This is a genomic window from Pseudarthrobacter sp. RHLT1-30-1 (genome assembly GCF_059383415.1).
In genome coordinates this window covers 102,340-125,038 of the sequence record NZ_JBWZCG010000002.1, presented here as the reverse complement: position 1 = coordinate 125,038, position 22,699 = coordinate 102,340, and the positions used below count along the sequence as shown (strand labels likewise).

Genomic DNA, 22,699 nt, shown 5'->3' with positions numbered 1-22,699 from the left:
AACCCAATTGCAGTGGCCCGGGGACAGGGCGGCGGCAGTCATATTGGGGGCCATTGTGGAGGCTGTACGCATTGTCGAGGACGAAGTCCGCGAGCTGATCCGCCGGCGCGGCCTCGATCCCTTGAGTCAATCCGGTGAAGTCCGACGTCTCGTCGAGGCAGCCGTCCTGGACTACGACGAGCGCGCGTTGTTGGCACCCCTCCCGCCAATCGGACCGCTGGAGACGGCCCGGAGGTTCGTCTTCGACGCCGTGGCGGGGTTCGGCGCACTCCAACCACTCCTTGACGACCCTGCCATCGAAGAAATCTGGCTCAACGCGCCGAACGAGATCTACGTGGCGCGGAACGGCGAATCCGAGCTGACCTCGGTCTCGCTCACGGAGCAGCATGTGCGGGACCTTGTGGAGCGGATGCTTAAGAGCTCAGGGCGCCGTCTCGACATGTCCTCGCCCTTCGTCGATGCAGCGCTACCGGACGGTTCCCGACTGCACGTCGTCATTCCGGACGTGACGCGGCGTCACTGGGCTATCAACATCCGCAAGTTCGTGGTGAAGGCCAGCAGGCTCGAACACCTGGTGGAACTGGGTACACTAACGCCGCAGTCGGCCCGGTTCCTTGGTGCCGCCGTGGCCAGCGGCCTGAACATTCTGGTCTCGGGCGCGACGCAGGCCGGCAAGACGACAATGCTCAACTGTCTGGCGGCGAGCATCGGAACCCGAGAGCGCGTCATCACCGTTGAAGAGATCTTCGAGCTGCAGTTTCCGCTGCGCGACGTCGTGGGCCTGCAGTGCCGGCAGCCAAACCTGGAAGGTGAAGGCGAAATTCCCATGCGAAGGCTGGTCAAGGAGGCGCTGCGCATGCGCCCCGACCGGTTGGTGGTGGGCGAGGTCCGTGAGGCCGAGAGCCTGGACATGCTCATTGCGTTGAACTCCGGGCTTCCCGGGATGTGCACCGTCCATGCAAACTCTTCCCACGACGCCGTCACCAAGATCTGCACGCTGCCGTTGCTGGCAGGCGAGAACATCTCAAGCGCCTTTGTGGTTCCGACGGTTGCGTCCTGCATCGACCTCGTGGTCCATTGTGCCCGCCACGCCAGCGGACGCCGAGAGGTGACAGAGATCCTTTCGTTGGGCCGCCGCGTTGAAAACGGCATCATCGAGTCCTCCATGGTGTTCGCCTTCGAGGACGGCCAGCTGCAACCGAAGGCCAACTCGATGCCGTCGGCTGAGAAGTTCGCCCGTGCGGGGTATGACGTGGCTGCCCTGCTGGAGCCGCGCTGATGGCGGCGCTGCTGGGCATGCTCGCCGGTGCCGGACTCCTGCTGATCTGGCGGTCTGCCTGGGAACAGCCCAAACCGGCAAAACGAACGCCCAGGCCCAGCCGTCTGGAGGACCTGTTGCGTTCGGCGGGCATTGAGAAGGTCAGCGGCGCCGGACTGCTGGCAAGCTGCTTGGGTGTCGGGGCGTTCACGATGCTCATCTTCTTTGCCGTGACCAGGTCGTGGCCGATCGCGGCCTGTTTTGGTCTGTTCGGGGGGTGGCTTCCCATGGCAGTCGTGAAATGGCGCGCCCGGAAGCGCACCGCTGTGCTGCGACAACTGTGGCCCGACGTCGTGGACCATTTGCGGTCGGCAATCCGCGCAGGCCTTTCGCTGCCGGAAGCCCTCATCCAGTTAGGCGACAAGGGTCCGGAGGAGCTCCGTCATGTGTTCCGCGATTTCGGCTCCGACTACCGCTCGGGAGGGCAATTCGATCCCTCCCTGACCAGGCTCAAGGACCGGCTGGCGGATCCTGTGGCGGACCGGATCGTCGAAGCACTGCGGCTGACCAGGCGAGTGGGTGGCTCGGATCTCGGCCGGCTGCTGGGTACCTTGGCGGAATTCCTGCGGGAAAGTGCCCGCACCAGAAGCGAGCTGGAGGCCCGGCAGTCCTGGACGGTCAACGCCGCGCGGCTGGCCGTGGCCGCCCCCTGGCTTGTCCTGATGCTGCTGGCCAGCCGGCCGGAAGCTGTGGCTGCCTACAACACGCCGCTTGGCGCCGCGGTCCTGATCGGGGGACTGGCCGTCTCCTTGATCTCCTATGCCGTCATGCTGCGCATCGGGGCGCTGCCGGCAGACGAGAGGGTCCTCCGATGACGGGGCTGATGGCGACTGCGGTCGCCTGCGGAGTGGTGCTGGGCTGCGGCATATGGTTGCTGCTGATCAGGCTGCCCTTTATGCGGCCAATCACTTTCGTTGCACGCATCGGTCCGCAACTGAAGTCCCACAACCTGGAATCCCGGCTCCTGCGCGCCGTGCCGAGGAGCTTCACCCCGTTCGGGCCGCTGGAACGAATCCTGCGGCCGGTCATCGGCGACGCCGTCGCCTGGGTCGGGAAGCTGAACCCCGGTTCCTCCGCCTTGAACCGTCGCCTTGCCAGGGCCGGGACCGCCAAATCGCCCGCAGACTTCCGGGCGGAACAGCTCCTCTGGGGCGCGGGCGGCTTTGTTGCAGCCGTCGGAGGAGTCATGCTGTTCGGCGCGGCAGGACGGCTCAGCCCCGTTCTCGCTGTGGTGCTCGTGATCGGCAGCGCCGCAGGTGGTTTCATCTTGCCGGACTATCTGCTGGGGGCCCGGATCAGGAAACGCGAAGCCCGCATGATGGCAGAGTTCCCCAGTGTCGCCGAACTCATGGCACTCGCCGTCAGTGCGGGAGAGAGCGCCACAGGCGCCCTGGACAGGGTGTGCCGCAGTGCCCGGGGGGAGCTCTCCAAGGACTTCACCCGAGTCCTGGGTGAGACCAGGGCAGGGAAGCCGCTCGTGGAAGCCCTGCAGGAGTTCTCTTCACGGACGGAACTCGGTCCGCTGCTCCGCTTCGTGGACGGGCTGGTTGTGGCGGTTGAACGGGGGACACCACTCGCCGAAGTGTTGCGGGCCCAGGCCCAGGACGCCCGGGACACGGCGAAGCGCGAGCTGATGGAGTCGGCAGGCAAGAAGGAAATCGGAATGATGATTCCCGTTGTCTTCGGCGTCTTGCCGCTGACGGTTGTCTTCGCAGTCTTCCCCGGGTTGGCTGCCATCAGCATGGGCTTGTAGCAAAAAAAGGAACAGCACGGAGCAGAAGGAAGACATCAGAACTACCGATCTAAGGGGAGAACGTGAAACAGATCCTGATCCGCATGGCGCTGTTGCTCTGCACCATCAGCCTGGTTCCCAGGCACGCTGGTGCGCTCGAGGGCACGCGGCGGCAGCCTGGCCGTCCACGTGACCATCGCGAGCGCGGCGATGTGCCGGGCTGGGTGATGATTACTCTGATGTCGGCTGTTCTCGTCGCCGCGCTCCTCGCGCTCGCAGGCCCGGCCCTGGAAGGACTGTTCAACCAGGCCATGGACAAGGTCGGGCAGTAGTACGTGCGCCTCCGCGGCGCCAGCAGGGGCGAGACTGACGAACGGGGTTCGGCGGTGGTTGACTTTGTCCTGGTGGGCGGGCTGCTGACCCTGTTCTTCCTCGCCATCGTTCAGCTCACCCTTGTCCTGCACGTCCGGAACACACTGATCGACGCCGCGGCGTCCGGCGCCCGCTATGGCACCCTCGCGGACCGCGGTCCGGCGGATGCCAGGGACCGGGCCGCGGAGCTGATCGGCGTAGCGCTCAACCCGGAATTCGCCCGGGACGTGACCACGAGCGAAGCCACCTTCCAAGGGATTCGGACTCTGGAAGTCACGGTCCGTGCGCCGTTGCCCGTGATCGGGCTCATCGGCCCGCGGGCAGTCCTGGAGGTGAAGGGGCATGCGGCCATCCAGCCCTGACCCGCCGGCCTGTTCTCCCGATTCGTACTCACGGGCCAACCCCCGCCTTGACCAACCGGACCGACGTCCCGGGAGAGCGCCGGTGACGGCTGAAGGCCGGGTCCCGGAAGGCGGCGAGCGGGGAAGCGCAGTCGTCGAATTCACGTTCCTGTCGCTGCTGCTGATGGTGCCGCTGGTCTACTTCATCATCACGATGGGCCAGCTTCAGGGCGGCTCGTTCGCGGTCGTCGGCGCCGCTGATCAGGCCGCGAAAGTCTTTGTTGCCCAGACAGATGCCGCTGGCGGCCAGGCAGCCGCCGAGCAGGCTGTGCTGCTGGCGCTCGCCGACCAGGGTCATTCGGCGGTGAATGCCCGGGTCGAGACCAGTTGTGCCCCCGCGGACTGCATGGCCGCCGGCACGGCCGTGACGGTCACCGTCCATCTCACGGTGCCGCTGCCATTCGTCCCCTTCAGCGAAGTGCTCGACTTGAACGCCGGGCAACTCAGCGCCTCCGCCACGCAACTGGTGGGCCGCTTCCGATGAGACGTCCGGGGAAGCATTGCACCACGCTCCGCCCGCAGCAACCACAGCTACCGCAGCTACCACAGCTACCGCAGCAAACGGATCCGCAGAGCGCGGCGCAACGCAGCGACGCCGGGCAGCTGATGGTGCTGATTATCGGCTTCGCCTTGCTCGCCCTGCTGCTCACCACGGTGGTCATCGCCGCCTCCAGCATCTACATCGAGCACAAGAAGCTCCTGTCACTGGCCGACGGCGCCTCGGTGGCCGCCGCGGACAGCTTCACGCTGGGACAACTCGAAACGGTTGGCGGCAGTCCCACCGCCGTCCTGACCGGTGCCCGCGTGCGGAGCGCAGCCGTCGAATTCCTGGACCGCAGCAGCGCCTCCACGCGGATCAGCGGTCTCGCCGTGGGGCCGGAAACGGGAAGCCCGGACGGTTCCACCGCCGTTGTGGTGCTCAGCGCCGCCGTCCACCCGCCCGTCGTCAACTTCCTGGTCCCCGACGGCATCAGGATTGAAGCGACGTCGACGGCGCGCTCCCGGCTCACGCGCTGACGCGCCGTCGTCCCCTTTCGATCTGACCTCGGACGGGCCGGCCTCCCGCGCTGACGACTGCGCTGACGCCGGCCTTGTCGCGCCCGACCTTGCCGCGGCCTGCCCGTGCCAGAGCAGGCCCCCGGACCCAGTCAGGCGGCCCGCAGGGATAGCGTAGGCTTAAAAAACCATGGCAAACATTGATTTTCCCGCAGAAATCCGCGCCCTCCGCGCCACCTACGTCTCGATCGAGAACGTTTCGAATGTGGACGCGCTGAAGGAAGACATCGCCGAACTCAGCGAACGGGCCGGCGAACCCAATCTGTGGGACGATCCCGCGGCCGCCCAGGTGATCACCTCGAGGCTCTCGCACCGCCAGTCCGAACTGGCCCGGCTCGACTCACTCACCTCCCGGATCGACGACCTCGAAGTTCTCGTGGAACTTGGCCAGGACGAGGACGACGCCGCTTCCATGGACGAAGCCGCCACCGAACTGGAATCGATCCGCAAGGCCCTGAAGGACCTCGAAGTCGTGACCCTGCTGTCCGGCGAGTTCGACGAGCGCGAAGCCGTCGTCACGATCCGCGCCGGCGCCGGCGGTGTGGACGCCGCGGACTTCGCGGAAATGCTGCTCCGGATGTACCTGCGCTGGGCCGAACGCCACGGCTACCCGACGACCATCATGGACACCTCCTACGCCGAAGAAGCCGGCCTCAAGTCCGCCACGTTCGAGGTCAAGGCCCCTTACGCCTACGGCACGCTCAGCGTTGAGGCCGGCACCCACCGCCTGGTCCGGATCAGCCCCTTCGACAACCAAGGCCGCCGCCAGACCTCGTTCGCCGCCGTCGAAGTCATCCCGCTGATCGAGCAGACCGACTCCATTGACATCCCGGACAACGAGATCCGCGTAGACGTCTTCCGTTCCTCCGGTCCGGGCGGTCAGTCGGTCAACACTACGGACTCCGCCGTGCGCCTGACCCACATCCCCACCGGCACCGTCGTCTCGATGCAGAACGAGAAGTCCCAGCTGCAGAACCGTGCCGCGGCCCTGCGTGTGCTGCAGTCCCGGCTCCTGCTGCTCAAGAAGGAGCAGGAGGACGCCGAGAAGAAAGCGTTCGCCGGCGACGTCAAAGCCTCGTGGGGCGACCAGATGCGCTCCTACGTCCTGAACCCCTACCAGATGGTCAAGGACCTCCGCACCGAGCACGAGGTCGGCAACACCTCGGCCGTGTTCGACGGCGAAATCGACGACTTCATCGACGCCGGCATCCGCTGGCGGACAGACAACCGCAACGCCGAAAAATAGCCCGACGCCCAGCTGGCCGCAGTTCGCACCTTCAGGGAGATAACGGACGGGCGACATCGGCCGGGAGAATACATCCCGGACCGGAGGGTGCCGGGAGCACCCCCTTCTGCCTCTTGCGTCACATCCGCCCCTCCCGCCTAATCGCGCGACACGCCCCCTCAGTCGGGCGGAAGCGCCGGGGCCCGTGCGTATAGTCGAGAAGCCGGAGCTCTACTTCCCCCAAAAGAAAGCCCGCGCGCCGGCGGCAGAACTGGGCTGTACCCGTCCACGTCCTGCAGGGTATTTAGGGCCATGATCCGTTTCGAAAATGTCACCAAGGTCTACGACCAGAAGGCGCGACCTGCGCTGGATTCGATCAATCTTGAGATCGACCGTGGCGAATTCGCCTTCCTTGTCGGGGCCTCAGGTTCCGGCAAGTCGACCTTCCTCCGCCTGGTCCTGAAAGAGGACCGGGCCTCCTCCGGCGCGGTCTACGTCGCCGGCCAGAACGTCGCAAATATCTCCAGTTGGCGCGTGCCCCGGCTCCGCCGCGGCATCGGCGTCGTGTTCCAGGACTTTCGCCTGCTGCCGCAGAAGACCGTATTCGCCAACGTCGCCTTCGCCATGCAGGTCATCGGCAAGAGCCGCAGCGTCATCCGGGACACCGTTCCCGAGGTGCTGAAGACCGTCGGCCTCGAAGGCAAGGAAAACCGCCTTCCGCACGAACTCTCCGGCGGCGAGCAGCAGCGTGTGGCGATCGCCCGCGCAGTCGTCAACCGTCCGGGAATCCTGCTGGCCGACGAGCCGACCGGCAACCTGGACCCCACCACCTCCATGGGCATCATGGGCGTGCTGGACAAGATCAACCAGAACGGCACCACCGTGGTTATGGCCACCCACGACGACGACATCGTCAACGAGATGCGCAAACGCGTCGTCGAGCTCCGCAACGGTGTCATCATTCGGGACGAAGCGAAGGCCCTTTACACCTCCATGATTCCGGTCGTCGGAGCCTCGCGCCGCCTCCGGGACGCCAGCGGACGGGAACCCGAACCCTCCGCCCCTCCAGCCGCCACCCGCAGTTCCCCCCGCGCCGAAGCGCCTGCCGCAGGGGAGAGCCAGCTGTGAGGCTCCAATTTGTGCTCTCCGAAATTGGCAGCGGCCTGCGCCGCAACCTCTCCATGGTGGTCTCGGTCATCCTCGTCACGTTCGTGTCCCTGACCTTTGTCGGCGCCGCCGGCATGCTCCAACTGCAGATCAACCAGATGAAGGGCTACTGGTACGACAAAGTCCAGGTCGCCATCTTCCTGTGCAGTGACGGTTCGACGGCGGCTGGCTGCGCCACTGGCCCGGCCACCCCGGAACAGCAGGACAACGTCGCCAAACTCCTTGAATCTCCAGCGGTGGCCCAGTACGTCAACGACTTCCAGTTCGAATCCAAGGATGACGCGTACAAGCACTTCAAGGAGCAGTTCTCCAATTCCCCGATCGTCGACTCCGTGACGCCGGACCAGCTCCCCGCCTCCTTCCGGATCAATATGAAGGACCCGGAGAAGTACCAGATCATCAGCGAGACCTTCTCCTCGCAGGCAGGCGTGGAAACCGTCATCGACCAGCGCCAGCTGCTGGAACGGCTCTTCTCGGTCATGAATGCCGCGTCCCTTGTGGCCGTCAGCGTGGCCGGGGTGATGATCGTCTGCGCCATCCTGCTGATTGCCACCACGATCCGGCTTTCGGCTTTCAGCCGTCGCCGGGAAACCGGGATCATGCGCCTCGTCGGGGCTTCGAAAATGGTGATCCAGCTGCCGTTCATCCTTGAGGGTGTGATTGCCGCGGTGATTGGCGCGGCGCTGGCCTCGGCAACCCTGTGGGCGGTGGCGCACTTCTTCCTGGGCGGGTACCTGTCCCAGCAGTATCCGGACACAGCGTTTATCTCCGCAGCTCAGACGCTGATCCTGGCGCCGGCCCTGATCGGACTCGGCGTCCTGCTGGCAGGCGTATCATCACTCCTGACCCTCCGTCGATATTTGCGGGTCTAGCGTTCGCAACGAAATGAGAAGGCCCATGACACCGATGCATCGACTCGCCCCGCGTCCGGCCCCGCCCGGGCGCCCCGTGGCAGGCCGCCGCAGCCGCATGATCAGCGCCGCCCTGGCGCTTGTCCTGGCGGCGAGCATGGGCGCCTCGACTCCGGTGGCCTTGGCCGACACGCTGGAAGACCAGCAGGCCGCACTCCGTGAGGAAGCCGCCCGGGTCCAGCATTCCCTGGAGTTCGTGGACTCCCGGATCGCGCAGGCCGCCTCTGACCTCTTCATCTACCAGGGCCAGCTCCCCGGCGCGCAGCAGGCCCTCCTGGACGCCCAGGGCCGCGTGGCGACCGCGGTTAAAGAGGCCGAGGCCCTCGCCGCGCGCGTGGACCTGGCGCAGCAGAACAAAGCCAAGATCACCCAGCAACTCGAGACAGACAAGCAAAAGATCGCTGACACCAAAAAGCTGATCGGGCAGATCGCCACCCAGGCCTACAAGTCCGGCGGCGTGCCTTCCAACCTTTCCCTGTTCTTCGGCGCGAACGGTGGTGGCAGCCTCACCGAAACCATCGACCTGGCCGACCAGGCCATGCGCAGCCAGAATTCCGCGATGGACAAGCTCACCCAGCAGAGCGCCACCAACGTCAACTCGCAGGCCCGGCTTGAAGCGGTGGAAGCAGAAATTACCGACCTCAAGGCCAAGGCCGACGCCGCGCTGGCCCGCGAACAGGCCGCCCGCGACGAGGCCGAGGCCAAAAAGGCCCAGGTGGACAAGCTCATCTCCGACACCACCCGGCTCGACGCCGAACTCCAGGCCGCCAAGCCCGGCATCCAGACCCAGCTCGCCCAGGTCAAGAACCAGCAGGACGCTGTCGCGGCGGACATCGCCGAACGTGACCGCAAGCTGCGCGAGGCATGGGAAGCCGAACAGCGCCGGATCGCCGAGGCAGCCGCGGCAGCCGCCGCGGCGGCCGCCCGCGCCCAGGGCCAGATCAAGGCGCCGGTGCCGTACGTCCCCGCCCCGCCAGGAAACCCGTCGGCCTTCGGACTGCGCCACCCCTTCAACGGTGTGCCGATCAGCTCCGGCTTCGGCTGGCGCGCGACGCCGCCGGGAACCATCGACTTCTATGGCCAGGGCGGCTACATGCACACCGGCATCGACTTCGCCGCGGCCTGCGGCACGCCGGTGTATGCCGCGGCGGCCGGCGAGGTGGTCTCAGCCGGCTGGGCCAACGACGGCGGCGGCAACAACGTGAAAATCGCCCACGGTGTCATCCAGGGAAACTCGTTGACAACCGTCTACTACCACAACACCAGCGTGACAGTTTCCCCCGGGCAGCGGGTCAGCCAGGGCCAGCTGATCGCCTATTCGGGAACCACCGGCAACTCCACCGGCTGCCACTCGCACTTCGAGACCTGGCTTAACGGCCGGGCCGTGGATCCGATGAACCTGCTCTGATCCGCCCGGAGCGGAAGCCTCCCGCCCGGGCTCCGGCCCTGCCGTAAACTGGTAGCACTCCGCGCCCTCCCGGCGGCGGCCCACCCATCGATCCAAGGAGTTCTACCGTGCCGAAAGAAAGTGGCCGTAAGGTAGTGGCCACCAACCGCAAGGCCCGGCACGACTACCACATCCTCGACACCTATGAGGCCGGGATCGCACTCATGGGCACGGAGGTGAAGTCCCTCCGCGAGGGCCACGCCTCCATGGTCGATGGCTTCTGCACCTTCTACAACGACGAGCTGTGGATGGAGGGCATCCACATCCCCGAGTACCACCAGGGGAGCTGGACGAACCACGCCGCTCGACGCCGCCGGAAGCTGCTGCTGCACCGCGACGAGCTCACCAAGATCTCGCACAAGATCCGCGAATCCGGCTTCACGATCGTCCCCCTCCAGCTGTACTTCCTGGGCGGACGCGCGAAGGTGGAAATCGGCGTCGCCCGCGGTAAGAAGGAATACGACAAGCGGCAGACCCTGCGTGAGCAACAGGACAAGCGCGAAGCCCTGCGCGTTATGCGCGAGCGGAACCGGCGCTAGGGACGTACCGGACCCGTTGGAATGATTCGGCGGGTCTGTGCGTTATGCTAGGTAGTCCGGGAAGGATTACGGCGCCGAGTCCGCGAAAGCGGTTCAGCAAAGTGCCCGACCGGTTGATAAAAAAATACGGGGATGATCGGTTTCGACGATGTTAGTCGCGACAGGTGAAGCGGGCCGAGGATGCAGAATTATCTCGTAAACGCTGTCTGCAAACCAATAAGTGCCGAATCAAAACGCACTGACTTCGCTCTCGCTGCCTAAGCAGTAAGACAGTCCGTCAGCCCGAGGTTGCTATTGCCCCGGATCCTGGCGTCATTTAGATAGCCACTGCTGTTTACCCCCGTCATCGGGGTGAACGGGACTCTTAGATGACTGGGCCCGGATCAGCCAGCTGTTTGTAGCGTGGCTGGGGCCGAGAAAATCCAACGCAAACTGCGCCCGGAGAAGCCCTGACAACACGACATCGGACGGGGGTTCAATTCCCCCCATCTCCACCATCGGAGCCCCGGCAACGGTGCTCCACCCCGTACGTTCCACACAAAAGGCCGGAAGCTCAGCTTCCGGCCTTTTGTTTTGCTCGTTTGTTGTCTGCCGTTTGTTTGCTGAGGCTGCCGCCCGACAGGCGGTCCACGCTCAGCGCTTCTTGATGTGGGCTACCGGGTCCGCATGCGTCTCAGCGACGTTCTTGGTCTTCTTCTCGGCGCGTTTTTCCTTGATGGTTTTCACGGCCTTCTTGGCCGTGCTGCGGTGCGGCGTTTTGTCAGGCATGTGGGCGCTCCCTAACACCAGGGGGCCGGGATGGCCCCCGTTGGTATTAAGTTACGCCTCGGGCACGGCAACGTCCACGATACCGACAAAGCGGCTGCCCACTCCCTCATATTCGCTGCGGACCAGCCCGGCTGCCATGCTGGGGATCTCGTAGGGAGCGTGGTCCGCGCAGCACACGTAGGTGAACTCCGGCCACCATTTCTTTGGCCGGGCGGCCTCCGAGAAGCCGCAGACCGCGCAGGTCAGCTGCACCCAGATGGGGCGTTTCCCGGTGCGGTTGGCTTTGGACTGGACGAGCCAGGCCGGCGGATTGTCCAGGAGCTCGCCGAGCTCCGCGTCGCTCAGCCGGGGCGGGATGCCGTGACGGTGGGCCATTTCCAGCGAGATGTCGAGGACCTGGGCTGCTTCACGTCGGGTAACCATCCTTCAACGATACGGGATCAGAGGGTCACCGATTCGCCGAAACCGCACCGGCAGGGGCGTCCCGCAGGGCCCCATCCCCGGCGCTGGCACGCGGCCGGTGGGCCGGCGTTAGGCTCGTCACACCGCAGTGCCGTACCCAGTCCTGGCCTCACCCAGCGTTGGCGTCACCCAGCGGTGAGGGCCAGGCCGAGCGCTGCCGCCGCGAGCCCGGCCACCAGATTGGCGGCAACGTTGACGGCGGCGGCGCGGTAGCGCGTCTCACTCACCAGCCGCACCGTGGCGGTGGTCCAGGAACTGAAGGTCGTCAGGCCGCCGGCGAGCCCGGTCGAGAGTCCGGCCTGCCACTCGGACCCCAGGCCCAGCTGGCCCGTCAGCCCGATCGCCGCGCCAATGATGAAGGATCCCGCCACGTTGACCGTGAGGGTCGCCCAGGGCCAGTGCGGATGCCGTCCCGGGTGGTGCGCAAACCACGAGTCGACGGCGAAACGCAGCAGGGCACCCGCGACGCCGAAGCCTCCCACCAGCAGTGCGGTGATCACGACGCCGTCCCGCCCAGGTCGGCCAGGGCCTTGCCGGTCTTCCAACCCGCCGCTGCGGCGCCGAGTCCCAGGACCAGCGAAAGGCCGAGGTAGGCCAGCCAGCTGGCATGGGAGCCGGCCCGGACCTGCTGGTCGATGGAGAACACCACGGCGGAAAAGGTCGTGAAGGAACCCAGCAGCCCGGGGCCGAGGCCGGCCCGCAGCCAGAAGGCGGTCTTCGGCCGGGCGATCCAGACGGTGGTGAGGGCGGCCAGGACAAAGCTGCCAAGAACGTTGATCACCAGGGTCGTCCCCGGGATCGTCCCCGGGGTTTCGGGGAACATGACTCCGGCGCCGTAGCGTAGCTCCGTTCCGATCAGGCCGCCGACGGCGACGGCAGCCCACGCGCGCCAGCCCGGCAGCGCCGCAGCAACCCGCGGCGATGGCGCACCGACCGCCGGGGATGTAGGTCTGGCCCCGCGTTTCATGCAGCGGCTCCGGCCGGTGCGGCCCGCATTCACGGCCGCTTGAGGCTGCAGCCGGAATGGGCGGTCTCGCTGTGGACCCAGAGGGCGGACGCGACTTCGTCGGCGAGGTCAAATTCCTGCCGGGCTGTGCCGGAGCCGATCCGCACCACCAGGGCGCCACCGAAAGGTTTCCGGCCCACAACTTCGACGTCGGCGTCCAGCCCGATCTGCTCGGCGGAAAGGTAGCGCAGCAGCTCGGGGTTTTCGTCGCTGATCCGGGTGATCCGGCCGGTGTGCCCGTCGTCGAGTTCGCTCATCCGGTGAGCCGCCGGCACCAGCACTGAGCCGTCCGCGGCGGGGATCGGATCGCCGTGCGGATCCCGCACCGGGTTCCCGAGTTTCGCCGCCATCCGCTCGATGAAGGTGTCCGAGACGGCGTGTTCCAGCAGTTCGGCTTCGTCGTGGACCTCATCCCAACGGTAGCCGAGCTCCCGGACCAGGAACGTTTCAATCAGCCGGTGCCGCCGGACCATTGACAGCGCCAGCCGGACGCCGTCGGCGGTGAGCGTGATGGCGCTGTAGGGCTGGTGGTCCACCAGCCCCTGGTCCTTGAGCTTGCGGACCATTTCGGAGACTGACGAGTTGGCCACGCCGAGGCGTTGGGCCAGCTGGGTGGAGGTGATGGGCTTGTCCTGCCACTCCGTGAAGGAGTAGATGACCTTGACGTAGTCCTCAATCGAGGAGGAGGGCAGGCTGGTCTTCACAGCCCCAGCCTACCGTCAGGCGGCGCCGGAGAAGGTCAACCACAGCAGGACAAGGTTGAGCGCCACGACCAGGATCACACTGATGACGGCGGCAATTCGGAGGGCCATCCCGTCGGTGAAGCGTCCCATCAGGGTCTTGTTGCTGGTCAGGACCACCAGGGGGACCAGCACGAAGGGGATCCCGAAGCTCAGGACGACCTGGCTGAGGACGAGGCCCCACGTCGGATCGAAGCCGATGCTGAGCAGCACCACGGCCGGAATCAGGGTGACGACCCGGCGGGTCATCAGCGGGATCCGGATCTTGAGCAGGCCCTGCATGATGGATCCGCCGGCGTAGCAGCCCACCGACGTTGAGGCCAGTCCGGAAGCGAGCAGGCCGACGGCGAAGATCACGCCGATGACCGGACCCAGGTTGGTGGTGATCGCGGCATGGGCGCCTTCGATCGTATCCGTCCCCTCCTCGCCACCCAGGGTCGAGGCGGCCAGCAGCAGCATCCCGATGTTGACAATCCCGGCGACCGCGAGGGCCGCCACGACGTCCCAGCGGGTTGCCCGAACGAGGCGGGCCAGGGCCTGCGGGGGGACGTGCAGGTGCTGGTTCGGGCGGTGCCGGTCCCTGGAGAGAGCCGAGTGCACGTAGATGGCGTGCGGCATGACGGTTGCGCCGAGCATGCTGGCGGCGAGAAGCACGGTGTCCGGCCCCTGGAAGCCGGGGATCAGCCCGGCCGCCACGCCCGCTGGGTCGGGCGGGCTGATGAAGAGGCCGGCCAGGAACCCGATCGTGATGATGCCCAGCAGGAACATAATGATGAACTCGAAGGGCCGCTGCCGGTTCCGTGCCTGCACTGCTAGCAGGAGCATGGACACGCCGCCGACGATCAGGGCGCCGAGGGGGAGCGGCAGCCCGAAGAGCAGGTAGAGCGCGATCGCGCCGCCGACCACCTCCGCCAGGTCGGTGGCGGCGGCAACGATCTCGGCCTGGACCCAAAACGCGCGCCGCCAGAACGGTTTGAGGCGCTCACCCAGGATCTCGGGCAAGCTCTTTCCGGTGACAATTCCAAGCTTGGCGGACTGGTACTGCACCAGGACCGCCATGATGTTGGCGGCCACCAGCACCCACACCAGGAGGTAGCCGTACTGGGCGCCGGCCGTGAGGTTGGCGGCAACGTTGCCGGGATCGACGTAGGCGATTGCGGCCACGAACGCCGGTCCCAGCAGTCCGAGCAGGGCGCGGCGGCCACCGGGTTTATGCCGGGCCGGCGCTGCCGGGGCCTGCGGTTGGTGTCCTGATACGTCCAGCACGGTGTGCTTCCTGGGTAGGGGCGTCGACGTCGACGCACCGGTGGCGGTGGCTTGGTGCCGGCACCGGAGGTTTGCAAGTGCCTACCTATAATTATTAGGCATACCGAAACCCTAGGCCAGAGTGCCGTCCGGGGCAATGTCCGCTCAGGGGTGCGGCGGTCTTAGGCCCGGACGGCGCGCCAGCTCTGCGTCAGGTAGGGGAGCGGGATGACGTCTTCGGGGTGGTGGCCCAGATGCTCGTGCAGGTACCAGTCGAGATTGCCGAGCACCTTGGCGCGGGTCGCCTCGCCGGCCGCCAGGTAATAGCTGCGGGACTTCGCCAGTTCCAGGATGTCTCCGGTGCGCACCGGATCCTCCCAGCGGGTGAGGTGGCTTTCCAGGCCGGTGAACTCCGGACCCAGCGGCGGCCTGAAATGCGGTTTGTGCACGTCGCCGGCATGCATGATGCGCGTCAGCCGGTGCACCCACGGCACGGACGTGTCCAGCTGGTTCCAGATCAGCCCCAGGACACCGCCGGGGCGCAGGATCCTGGCGGACTCGGCGCTGGCCAGCAGGGGATCGCACCAGTGCCAGGCCTGGGCGACGGTGACGACGTCGAAGGCCGCGGCGGCCAGCCCGCTGATCTCGGCGGTGCCCTCGACGGCGGTGACGCCCGGGAGAGCCCGGCGCAGCTGCGCCAGCATGTCGGCGGACGGGTCCACTGCCGCGGTGTGCAGGCCGCGTTCGAGCAGCAGCGCGGTGAATTTCCCGGTTCCGGCGCCCAGATCCGCGGCGTCCTTCGCGCCCGCGGGGATCAGCCAGTCGGCTGAATCGGCGGGGTAGCCGGGGCGGACGCGTTCGTAGTGTTCGCCGCCGTCCTGGAAGCTCTGGCCAAGCTCCAGGCGGCGCTCCTGATACAGCTTGGGTCCGCCGCGTGCCACGTGCGATCTCCTTCGGCAGGTCTGGATGGGTACCTTTCGAATTTACCGCACGCGGCAGGGTCGGTGCTCGGCGGCTTCCGTCCACTGGGCGGCTGTGCCGTGCTGTTAGTCCGCCGTGCTGTTACTCCAGGGTGCAGGGGGCCGCGCCGGCGGTTCCCGGTGTGTTGGGTGCCCAGTGCGGGTAGCTGCGGGTGTCGTTGGACGGCACCCACCTGCCGGCGTCCACCACGTAGTCCGATCCGAGGCCGGTCTGGCGCAGTTCCCGGATCCCGGCGAGCAGCCGCTCGGCGTCCTCCAGCCGCGACCCCAGCCCGAAGCTGGCCCGCAGCGAGCCGGCCGGCAGCCCGAGCCGCCGGAGCAGGGGATGCGCGCAGAACCGTCCGTCCCGCAGCCCGATACCGTGCTCGGCCGACAGATATGCCGCCACCAGGCCCGCATCGTAGCCTTCGAGCGAGAAGTTGACGACGCCGATCGTGCCGGTGCCTGCCCCGGGGCCGGCGGGTGCCTCGAAGGAGGCGCTGTCCGAGAAGATCTGGTGGACTTTGACGCCGTCGATCCGGCTGAGGCCCTCGACAAGGAAGGACCGGATGGCGTTCTCGTGCGCGTGCCACTGTTCCACGTCCAGGTCGGCGATCACCTGGGTGGCCCGGGCCAGGGTGGCTGCGCCGAGGACATTCGGTGAGCCGCCTTCGTGCCGGGCCGGACCGGTGGTCCAGCTGACGGCGTCGACCCGGGCATCCTGGACCGCTCCGCCGCCGGCCAGGTGCGGTGTGCCGGCGTCGAGCCAGTCGGGACGGCCGATCAGCACACCGGCGCCGAACGGTGCGTAGAGCTTGTGCCCGGAGAAGGCGAGATAGTCGACGTCGTCCGCGGCGATGTCGATCCGCCGGTGCGGGGCCAGCTGCGCGGCGTCGACGACGATCCGGGCGCCGTACTCGTGCGCCAGGGCGGCCAGGGCGCGGACCGGGAGGATCTCTCCGGTGACGTTGGAGGCTCCGGTGACGGCGAGCAGGCTGACGCCGCCGTAGGCGAGTTCGCCGCGAAGCAGTTCCAGGGTGGCGGCGAGCGTGGGGGCGGCAATGACGCTGCGGTGCGGCACGCTCTGCCACGGCAGCAGGTTGGCGTGGTGTTCGATGTCGAGATAGAGCACCTCGCCGGTGTGGACGCCGTCCACGACGGGCAGGCAGCCGGCCAGCAGGTTCAGTGAATCAGTGGTGTTCCGGGTAAAAATCACCGAATCGTCCGGACGGCCGCCCACGAATTCCCGGACAATCGTGCGGGCGTTCTCGTAGACCGAGGTGCTGATCTGGGAGGCATAGCCGGCGCCGCGGTGGACGCTGGCGTAGTACGGCAGGATCTCGTTGAGATAGGCGGAGACCACGGACAGGGCCGGCGCCGAGGCGCCGTAGTCAAGGTTGGCGTAGCGTACGGTGCCGCCCTGAATGAGCGGTGCCTCGATCTCGGCGCCGGTCACCGCGGCCAGCGGCCGGCGGGCGAGGGCGAGGCGCGGATCGGGCTGGGCCTGGCCCGCGCCGGGCTGGAGTTCAGTGGAAGAAAACGTGGCAGTCGACATGGGACCTCGCTCGAAAAGGACCCCACATACCGGGGATCCGCGCTTGCCGGGTCCATTCCGGACCGGCCAGGTCGTCACCCGGGGCACCCCACCGCGAATGGAGGGTTGCCGGCCAGCAAACCGGGGTTTAGCGCTGGCACTCGTGACCTGCATCGAGCCTAGGACATCTGCGCGGAAGCGGAAAAGGGGGCGCTCTTATGTGAAGCGCTTTGTTACGGAACGCGCCGGGAGGCCCGGTGGAGGACGGCGGCGGAATGGCGCACAGCGGGCCAGACCGGGTTGGTCTGCAACGGGTCGTCCTGCAGCAGGTCGTCCTACAGGAGGTCGTCCAGCCCCGGGTTGAGGCGTTTGAGGACCTCCGAGTGCAGGATGGAGTTGGTGGCCAGGGCGTTGCCGCCGAAGGGTCCGTCTTCGCCTTCGAGCGAGGTGAAGCGTCCGCCGGCCTCCGTCACGATCGGGACCAGGGCGGCCATATCGTAAAGGTTCAGTTCGGGCTCGCAGGCGATATCGACGGCGCCTTCGGCCACCAGGCAGTAGGACCAGAAGTCGCCGTAGGCCCGGGTGCGCCAGACCTCCTCGGTGAGGCCGAGGAACTCATCGAGGTTGCCGCGCTGCTTCCACCCGCCCAGGCTGGAGTAGGACAGCGACGCGTCCGAGAGGTTCGAGACATTGGAGACCTTCAGCCGGGTGGCGGCCGCCAGCGACCGGCCCATATAGGCTCCGGCCCCCTTGGCGGCCCACCAGCGTTTGCCCAGTGCCGGGGCGCTTACGACGCCGACGACCGGCTCGCCCTCGTCGACGAGTGCGATCAGTGTGGCCCAGACGGGGACGCCGCGGACGAAGTTCTTGGTCCCGTCGATCGGGTCGATGATCCAGCGCCGGGAGCCGTGGCCGGAACTGCCGAACTCCTCGCCGAGGACGGCGTCGCGCGGCCGGGACCGGGACAGCTGGCCGCGGATGGCCTCCTCGACGGACTTGTCGGCATCCGTCACCGGTGTGAGGTCCGGCTTGGTCTCCACGCGAAGGTCGAGCGCCTTGAAGCGGCTCATGGTCTGGGAATCTACGGAATCTGCCAGTACATGGGCAAGGCGCAGGTCATCGTTGTAGCTCGAAGCGGGTTGACTCATGGTTCCAAACTACCGCCAAAGCGGACGGCGCGGCGGGAGGCCGCGTTGCTGCGCCGCCGGGGGCGGCCCGCGCCCGTCCACGCTGGGCCCGGAACGCACCGTCAGGAGACGGTGCCGAGTTCCTTGACGTCCTGGGCTTCCATCCGCGGGTCGGTCCCCAGCAGCCGGCGGAGCGAGCCGAGCCGGGCCGGGCCGGATTCGCCCGCATGGCCGGCCGCCACCCAGGCGTCCACGCCGCAGTTGACGGCGCTGGAATCGTGCTTGCAGCCCCGCTCGCAGTCGTCGGTTCCGGGCTCAAGGTCCGGAAACGAGCGCAGGATCCGGTCGGGGTCCACATGGGCCAGGCCAAACGAGCGGATGCCGGGCGTGTCGATGATCCAGCTGCCGACGGGCGCATCGTTGACCTTCAGGGCCAGCGCCGAGGAGGAGGTGTGGCGGCCGCGACCGGTGACGGCGTTGACGCCGCCGGTGGCGCGCTCGGCGCCGGTCAGCGCGTTCACCATGGTGGACTTGCCGACGCCGGAATGACCCAGCATGACGGTGACCTTCCCGTCGAGGTAGTCGCGCAGCTGCGACACGGCGTCCTTGTCCAGCCGGGCGGACAGCCCGTCATCGGAACGGGCATCGATGCCGGAGGCCTCGGAGTCCGCCGTCTTGGAGATGATGACCGGGAAAGCGAGGTGCTGGTAATTGGCGAGGAGCTCCGCGGGATCCTTGACATCGGCCTTGGTGACGAGCAGCAGCGGGTCGATTCCGGCGTCGTAGGCGGCCACCAGGGCGCGGTCGATGAACCCTGTCCTCGGCTCCGGGTTGGCGGCTGCGACCACGATCACCAGCTGGTCGGCGTTGGCGACGACGGCGCGCTCGATCGGGTCCGTGTCGTCGGCGCTGCGCCGCAGCAGGGTCTTGCGGTCCTGGATCCTGACGAGCCGGGCCAGCGTGTCGGGTTCCCCGCTGACGTCGCCGACGAGTGAGACGAAGTCGCCGGCCACCACGGGGTTGCGGCGCAGTTCCCGGGCCCGGGCGGCGATGATTTTGCGTTCTTCGGGGGTTCCTTCGGCGACGATGGCGGTGTAACGTCCCCGGTCGACGGTGATGATCCGTCCGGTGACGGCGTCCTCGTAGGCGGGCCGGTCCTTGGTCCGCGGCCGGGTGCCCTTCTTGTTGGGGCGGATCCGGACATCGGATTCGTCCCAGGAGTCAGTGCTGCGTGCCACCGGCGCCATCTTTCTCTGTGGGGAGGGAGCCTGCGGGGGCTGCGTTTCGGTGGTGGCCCTGGGCGAGCATGGACTCCCACAGTTGCGGGAAGCCCGGCATCGTTTTGGCCGTGGTGGCGATGTCCTCGACCTCGACGCCGGGGACGGCGAGGCCCAGGATGGCGCCTGCCGTGGCCATCCGGTGGTCGGCATAGCTGTGTACGACGCCGGCGTGCAGCGGCGCGGGCCGGATGATGAGGCCGTCGGCTGTCTCCTCCGCGTCGCCGCCCAGGCGGTTGATTTCGGCCACGAGGGCGGCCAGCCGGTCCGTTTCGTGTCCGCGGAGGTGGGCGATGCCGCCCAGCCGCGAGGGGCCGGAGGCGAGGGCGCAGAGTGCGGCGACGGTGGGGGCGAGTTCGCTCGTGTCGTCGAAGTCCGCGCCCTTGATCTCCGGGCCGCCGGTCACGGTCAGCGTGCCGTCCGCGAGGGTCACGGTGGCACCCATGGTGGTGAGGATGCTGCGCCACAGATCGCCGACCTGGGTGGTCGGGGTGGGCCAGTTCGGGATCCGGACCGTGCCGCGGGTGGCCAGGGCCGCTGCGAGGAAGGGGCCGGCGTTGGAGAGGTCCTGTTCGATCCTGAGGTCAAAGCCGCGAATCGGCCCGGGGGAGACAAGCCAGTGGTTCGGACGGGAATCGTCCACGGCCACGCCGGCTCCGCGGAGCACGGCGACCGTCATGTTGATGTGGTCCAGGCTCGGGACGGGCTTCCCGGGATGTTCGGTGCCTTGATGCTCGAGGTGCAGGCCCTCGGTGAAACGGGCCCCAACCAGGAGCAGCGCGGACACAAACTGCGAGGAGGCGCTGGCATCGATGACGAGATGCCCGCCGCGCACGTCGCCCGTGCCTTGGACCGCGAACGGCAGCGCGGAGGCCGGACCGCCGTCGGGCGCGCTGACGGCGACGCCCAGCCCGGTCAGCGCGTCAATGACGGGCCCCATCGGGCGCTTGCGTGCCTGCGTATCGCCGTCGAACACCGTTACCCCGCGGCGCAGGGCGGCGACGGGAGGAACGAAACGCATGACCGTCCCGGCAAGCCCGCAGTCAACCTCGGACCGTGCCTCCGGGGCGTTCCGGCTGATCGGGGTGACGGCCAGGTCGGGACCGAAAGCGCCGTCGCCCGGAACTTCCGTAATGGTGGCCCCGAGCTGCCGCAGGGCCTCGATCATCAGCGCCGAGTCCCGGGAATGCAGGGGAGCCCGCAACCGCGAGGGCCCGTCGGCGAGGGCCGCCAGGACGAGGTACCTGTTGGTCAGGGACTTCGAACCCGGCACGGTGACCGTAGCGTCGACGGGCTGTCCGGCGAACGGCGCCCGCCAGAGCGGGACGCCGTCGGCCGGATGGGACTGGGTTGCAGCTGCGGGCGTGCCTGCCATTGCGGTCTTAGGCTCCGACGGTGTGGTCTACGGCCTTGCGAACGGCCTTGTCGGCCTTCTTCAGCTGCTTGCCCGTGGTCTTCCGGACATCGGCGGTGAGGTGGCCGGCGTTCTTCCTGACATCCGCGGCGAGGTGCTCGGCGCGCCAGGCAAGGCCGGGACGGCCGTTCGTATCGACGGCGGCCAGCAGTACGCCGCCGGTCAGCGAGACGTTCTTGAGCAGCTGCTTGCGGCGGGCATCGCGGCCGTTCTTGCTGCTGATGTCCGCGCTGCGCCATTCCACAAAGCCGTTGAGTGCAGAGATGACGGCCAGGATGGTGGCGGCGAGACGTGCCGACTTGCCGAGGGCCAGGAGGACGCCGGCTCCGACCTGGGTGCCGCCGATAACACGGGCCAGGACCTTCTCGTCGGTCTGGAACGGGAGGGATTCCGCCGCGCGCCGCAGCAGGGGTGACAGCTGGGTGGCAGTGTCATCCGCGTTCTTGAGCTTGTCCATGCCAGCGAGGACGAAACTGGAGGCGAGCATGGGCCGGGCGACAAAGCGGACAAAGGACATGAATTTCCTCCTGGATGAACGAACCGCGGAATCGATGCGGGAGAACCGGTTCTAGTCTTGCACTTTTGCGGAATATTTGCCCGCCGGGCAGGGTTGTCAAAGACAGGTTCCAGCCGTCTTTTGCGGCTGGATTTGGCTCAGATCAGCCCGCCGGCGTGCGGGGACATAGCGGCACGGCTGGGGTACCCCGGCGTGGTGCAGGAAGGCGGAGATTTGATTCTGGTGAAGGATACTCCCGTAACGGACACTGCGTTCACGCTCCCAGGGGAGCTCCCGGCAGGTGCCGGGGCCGTGTGGGCCGCGGCCCTGCAGGATGGAACGGTGCCGGCAACGGCGGACGCCCGCCGGACGGTGACAGTAGACTTGAAGGCAATGAGCACTTTGGACCCGGCCGTTGCGGCCATGCGCGAGGGGACCGGAAACGGCGCCACGCCCGCTAAGTCACCTGCTGCCGGCCCCGCCGGCGCATTGTCAGAACCTGCCCCGGAAGCCGGCGCCGAGCTGGATCCTGCTGCCCGGGAGACGATCGTGGACGGACAGGCCCTGGACGTTGCCACCGAAACCACGGAGCAACGCCGGGTCCGGTTCGAACGCGATGCGATGCAGTATGTGGACCAGCTGTACTCCGCAGCCATGCGGATGGCCCGGAATCCCGCTGATGCCGAGGACCTCGTCCAGGAGGCTTACACCAAGGCGTTTTCCGCGTTCCACCAGTACAAGCCGGGCACCAACCTGAAGGCCTGGCTGTACCGCATCCTGACCAACACGTACATCAACCTCTACCGCAAGCGGCAGCGCGAGCCGCTGCAGTCGAACTCGGACACCATCGAGGACTGGCAGCTCGCCCGGGCGGAGTCGCATACCTCCTCTGGCCTCCGTTCGGCGGAGGCTGAGGCGCTGGACCACCTGCCGGATTCGGACGTGAAGCGCGCCCTGCAGGCGATCCCCGAGGAGTTCCGGCTGGCGGTGTACTTCGCGGACGTCGAGGGCTTCGCGTACAAGGAAATCTCAGAGATCATGAACACGCCGATCGGCACTGTGATGTCCCGCCTGCACCGGGGCCGGAAGATGCTGCGGGACATGCTCGCCGACTATGCCGCCGAGCGGGGATTCAAGGGCGCGAGTGCCACCGCACCGGCCGGAAGCAACAAACAGGAGAACAGGAAATGAGCGACTGCCAGGGACTGGGCGACTGCGACGACGCCCGGATGCAACGGATCTACGAGTATCTCGATGGTGCCCTCACCCATGATGACATCGCTGAGATCAAGGACCACCTGGACGGGTGCCCGGAATGCTTTGAGCAGTACGACCTCGAGTGTGTCATCCGCGTCATGGTAAAGCGTTCCTGCACCGAGGCCGCCCCGGAGAACCTCAAGAATTCGATCCTGGACCGGATCCACTCCAGCAACCCGGTGGAGGCCTGACCCGTCGGGACCTGCGACTCTGGATGCCAGCCTGGGTATCAAGACAAATGACCCC

At 67.2% G+C, this 22,699-nt stretch carries 26 protein-coding genes, 1 other RNA gene and 1 riboswitch; of the genes, 15 read left to right on the top strand and 12 right to left on the bottom strand.

What is annotated here, in order from left to right; genetic code table 11:
- Positions 1-55: 55 nt before the first annotated feature.
- The 13 genes from AC50YM_RS03035 (at position 56) to ssrA (ending at position 10,665) form a co-directional block, all read left to right on the top strand.
- On the top strand, positions 56-1,279 hold the full coding sequence (locus AC50YM_RS03035) for a TadA family conjugal transfer-associated ATPase (RefSeq protein WP_494955531.1): 1,224 nt from the start codon (positions 56-58) through the stop codon (positions 1,277-1,279).
- On the top strand, positions 1,279-2,133 hold the full coding sequence (locus AC50YM_RS03030; RefSeq protein WP_494955530.1) for a type II secretion system F family protein: 855 nt from the start codon (positions 1,279-1,281) through the stop codon (positions 2,131-2,133). The genes AC50YM_RS03035 and AC50YM_RS03030 overlap by 1 nt, the downstream gene beginning before the upstream one ends.
- A complete protein-coding gene (locus tag AC50YM_RS03025) occupies positions 2,130-3,071 on the top strand; it encodes a type II secretion system F family protein (protein WP_494955529.1) in 942 nt (313 codons plus the stop codon). Before AC50YM_RS03030 ends, AC50YM_RS03025 begins: the two co-directional genes overlap by 4 nt.
- A gap of 62 nt (positions 3,072-3,133) precedes the next feature.
- Positions 3,134-3,382 carry a hypothetical protein gene (locus tag AC50YM_RS03020; protein ID WP_494955528.1) on the top strand — a complete coding sequence of 83 codons (249 nt, stop codon included), beginning with the start codon at positions 3,134-3,136 and terminating at the stop codon, positions 3,380-3,382.
- A 54-nt stretch (positions 3,383-3,436) separates the two neighbouring features.
- Entirely contained in the window at positions 3,437-3,784 is a 348-nt protein-coding gene (locus tag AC50YM_RS03015) for a TadE family protein (RefSeq protein WP_494955527.1), read from the top strand.
- 82 nt (positions 3,785-3,866) lie between these two features.
- Positions 3,867-4,307, top strand: coding sequence for a hypothetical protein (locus tag AC50YM_RS03010; RefSeq protein ID WP_494955526.1), 441 nt, complete (start codon positions 3,867-3,869; stop codon positions 4,305-4,307).
- A gap of 122 nt (positions 4,308-4,429) precedes the next feature.
- The gene (locus tag AC50YM_RS03005; RefSeq protein ID WP_494955525.1) at positions 4,430-4,840 is read left to right on the top strand and encodes a pilus assembly protein TadG-related protein; all 411 of its coding nucleotides are present in this window, start codon (positions 4,430-4,432) and stop codon (positions 4,838-4,840) included.
- A gap of 169 nt (positions 4,841-5,009) precedes the next feature.
- Positions 5,010-6,125, top strand: coding sequence for a peptide chain release factor 2 (prfB, locus tag AC50YM_RS03000; protein ID WP_494955524.1), 1,116 nt, complete (start codon positions 5,010-5,012; stop codon positions 6,123-6,125).
- 291 nt (positions 6,126-6,416) lie between these two features.
- The gene (gene ftsE / locus AC50YM_RS02995; protein WP_494955523.1) at positions 6,417-7,232 is read left to right on the top strand and encodes a cell division ATP-binding protein FtsE; all 816 of its coding nucleotides are present in this window, start codon (positions 6,417-6,419) and stop codon (positions 7,230-7,232) included.
- Complete coding sequence (gene ftsX / locus AC50YM_RS02990; RefSeq protein ID WP_494895286.1) at positions 7,229-8,143, top strand: permease-like cell division protein FtsX; 915 nt, start codon at positions 7,229-7,231, stop codon at positions 8,141-8,143. Before ftsE ends, ftsX begins: the two co-directional genes overlap by 4 nt.
- A 25-nt stretch (positions 8,144-8,168) precedes the next feature.
- Positions 8,169-9,590: a peptidoglycan DD-metalloendopeptidase family protein gene (locus AC50YM_RS02985; RefSeq protein ID WP_494955522.1), complete on the top strand. Its 1,422-nt coding sequence runs from the start codon at positions 8,169-8,171 to the stop codon at positions 9,588-9,590.
- 107 nt (positions 9,591-9,697) lie between these two features.
- Complete coding sequence (gene smpB / locus AC50YM_RS02980) at positions 9,698-10,168, top strand: SsrA-binding protein SmpB (protein ID WP_494955521.1); 471 nt, start codon at positions 9,698-9,700, stop codon at positions 10,166-10,168.
- Between the two features lie 128 nt (positions 10,169-10,296).
- Positions 10,297-10,665: a transfer-messenger RNA gene (gene ssrA / locus AC50YM_RS02975) on the top strand.
- Between the two features lie 136 nt (positions 10,666-10,801).
- Here the strand turns inward: ssrA and AC50YM_RS02970 are convergent.
- The 12 genes from AC50YM_RS02970 to AC50YM_RS02915 form a co-directional block, all read right to left on the bottom strand.
- Positions 10,802-10,936, bottom strand: coding sequence for a hypothetical protein (locus tag AC50YM_RS02970; protein ID WP_463963903.1), 135 nt, complete (start codon positions 10,934-10,936; stop codon positions 10,802-10,804).
- A gap of 51 nt (positions 10,937-10,987) precedes the next feature.
- On the bottom strand, positions 10,988-11,359 hold the full coding sequence (locus tag AC50YM_RS02965) for a hypothetical protein (protein WP_494955520.1): 372 nt from the start codon (positions 11,357-11,359) through the stop codon (positions 10,988-10,990).
- A gap of 164 nt (positions 11,360-11,523) precedes the next feature.
- Complete coding sequence (locus AC50YM_RS02960; RefSeq protein ID WP_494955519.1) at positions 11,524-11,898, bottom strand: fluoride efflux transporter FluC; 375 nt, start codon at positions 11,896-11,898, stop codon at positions 11,524-11,526.
- Positions 11,895-12,365 (bottom strand): fluoride efflux transporter FluC, encoded by a 471-nt coding sequence (locus tag AC50YM_RS02955; protein ID WP_494955518.1) that lies wholly within the window; start codon positions 12,363-12,365, stop codon positions 11,895-11,897. The genes AC50YM_RS02960 and AC50YM_RS02955 overlap by 4 nt, the downstream gene beginning before the upstream one ends.
- 29 nt (positions 12,366-12,394) lie before the next feature.
- The gene (locus AC50YM_RS02950; RefSeq protein WP_494955517.1) at positions 12,395-13,108 is read right to left on the bottom strand and encodes a metal-dependent transcriptional regulator; all 714 of its coding nucleotides are present in this window, start codon (positions 13,106-13,108) and stop codon (positions 12,395-12,397) included.
- Between the two features lie 15 nt (positions 13,109-13,123).
- Positions 13,124-14,410: an Nramp family divalent metal transporter gene (locus tag AC50YM_RS02945; RefSeq protein ID WP_494955516.1), complete on the bottom strand. Its 1,287-nt coding sequence runs from the start codon at positions 14,408-14,410 to the stop codon at positions 13,124-13,126.
- Positions 14,411-14,571: 161 nt separating this feature from the next.
- Positions 14,572-15,330 (bottom strand): class I SAM-dependent methyltransferase, encoded by a 759-nt coding sequence (locus AC50YM_RS02940; protein WP_494955515.1) that lies wholly within the window; start codon positions 15,328-15,330, stop codon positions 14,572-14,574.
- A 121-nt stretch (positions 15,331-15,451) separates the two neighbouring features.
- Complete coding sequence (locus AC50YM_RS02935; protein ID WP_494955514.1) at positions 15,452-16,903, bottom strand: aminotransferase class V-fold PLP-dependent enzyme; 1,452 nt, start codon at positions 16,901-16,903, stop codon at positions 15,452-15,454.
- A gap of 34 nt (positions 16,904-16,937) precedes the next feature.
- Positions 16,938-17,051: riboswitch (SAM riboswitch) on the bottom strand.
- Between the two features lie 166 nt (positions 17,052-17,217).
- Positions 17,218-18,030, bottom strand: a complete 813-nt coding sequence (gene hisN, locus AC50YM_RS02930; protein ID WP_494955513.1) for a histidinol-phosphatase — start codon at positions 18,028-18,030, stop codon at positions 17,218-17,220.
- A 101-nt stretch (positions 18,031-18,131) separates the two neighbouring features.
- Entirely contained in the window at positions 18,132-19,247 is a 1,116-nt protein-coding gene (rsgA, locus tag AC50YM_RS02925; RefSeq protein ID WP_494955512.1) for a ribosome small subunit-dependent GTPase A, read from the bottom strand.
- Complete coding sequence (aroA, locus tag AC50YM_RS02920) at positions 19,231-20,661, bottom strand: 3-phosphoshikimate 1-carboxyvinyltransferase (protein WP_494955511.1); 1,431 nt, start codon at positions 20,659-20,661, stop codon at positions 19,231-19,233. Before aroA ends, rsgA begins: the two co-directional genes overlap by 17 nt.
- A 7-nt stretch (positions 20,662-20,668) precedes the next feature.
- A complete protein-coding gene (locus AC50YM_RS02915; protein ID WP_494955510.1) occupies positions 20,669-21,217 on the bottom strand; it encodes a DoxX family protein in 549 nt (182 codons plus the stop codon).
- Positions 21,218-21,589: 372 nt separating this feature from the next.
- Here AC50YM_RS02915 and AC50YM_RS02910 point away from each other — a divergent pair, with 372 nt between their 5' ends.
- Positions 21,590-22,387, top strand: a complete 798-nt coding sequence (locus tag AC50YM_RS02910; protein ID WP_494955509.1) for a sigma-70 family RNA polymerase sigma factor — start codon at positions 21,590-21,592, stop codon at positions 22,385-22,387.
- A complete protein-coding gene (gene rsrA, locus AC50YM_RS02905; protein WP_346927964.1) occupies positions 22,384-22,644 on the top strand; it encodes a mycothiol system anti-sigma-R factor in 261 nt (86 codons plus the stop codon). The genes AC50YM_RS02910 and rsrA overlap by 4 nt, the downstream gene beginning before the upstream one ends.
- Positions 22,645-22,699: the final 55 nt, after the last annotated feature.

What these genes read in the sequence shown, in the direction of transcription:
- AC50YM_RS02985 (WP_494955522.1), top strand. Translation starts at nt 8,169, where the DNA reads ATGACACCGATGCATCGACTCGCCCCGCGTCCGGCCCCGCCCGGGCGC.
- AC50YM_RS02915 (WP_494955510.1), bottom strand. Translation starts at nt 21,217, where the DNA reads ATGTCCTTTGTCCGCTTTGTCGCCCGGCCCATGCTCGCCTCCAGTTTC.
- ftsE (WP_494955523.1), top strand. Translation starts at nt 6,417, where the DNA reads ATGATCCGTTTCGAAAATGTCACCAAGGTCTACGACCAGAAGGCGCGA.
- AC50YM_RS02935 (WP_494955514.1), bottom strand. Translation starts at nt 16,903, where the DNA reads ATGTCGACTGCCACGTTTTCTTCCACTGAACTCCAGCCCGGCGCGGGC.
- hisN (WP_494955513.1), bottom strand. Translation starts at nt 18,030, where the DNA reads ATGAGTCAACCCGCTTCGAGCTACAACGATGACCTGCGCCTTGCCCAT.
- AC50YM_RS03030 (WP_494955530.1), top strand. Translation starts at nt 1,279, where the DNA reads ATGGCGGCGCTGCTGGGCATGCTCGCCGGTGCCGGACTCCTGCTGATC.
- AC50YM_RS03005 (WP_494955525.1), top strand. Translation starts at nt 4,430, where the DNA reads ATGGTGCTGATTATCGGCTTCGCCTTGCTCGCCCTGCTGCTCACCACG.
- AC50YM_RS03025 (WP_494955529.1), top strand. Translation starts at nt 2,130, where the DNA reads ATGACGGGGCTGATGGCGACTGCGGTCGCCTGCGGAGTGGTGCTGGGC.
- prfB (WP_494955524.1), top strand. Translation starts at nt 5,010, where the DNA reads ATGGCAAACATTGATTTTCCCGCAGAAATCCGCGCCCTCCGCGCCACC.
- aroA (WP_494955511.1), bottom strand. Translation starts at nt 20,661, where the DNA reads ATGGCAGGCACGCCCGCAGCTGCAACCCAGTCCCATCCGGCCGACGGC.
- AC50YM_RS02970 (WP_463963903.1), bottom strand. Translation starts at nt 10,936, where the DNA reads ATGCCTGACAAAACGCCGCACCGCAGCACGGCCAAGAAGGCCGTGAAA.
- AC50YM_RS02965 (WP_494955520.1), bottom strand. Translation starts at nt 11,359, where the DNA reads ATGGTTACCCGACGTGAAGCAGCCCAGGTCCTCGACATCTCGCTGGAA.
- rsrA (WP_346927964.1), top strand. Translation starts at nt 22,384, where the DNA reads ATGAGCGACTGCCAGGGACTGGGCGACTGCGACGACGCCCGGATGCAA.
- AC50YM_RS02910 (WP_494955509.1), top strand. Translation starts at nt 21,590, where the DNA reads ATGAGCACTTTGGACCCGGCCGTTGCGGCCATGCGCGAGGGGACCGGA.
- AC50YM_RS02955 (WP_494955518.1), bottom strand. Translation starts at nt 12,365, where the DNA reads ATGAAACGCGGGGCCAGACCTACATCCCCGGCGGTCGGTGCGCCATCG.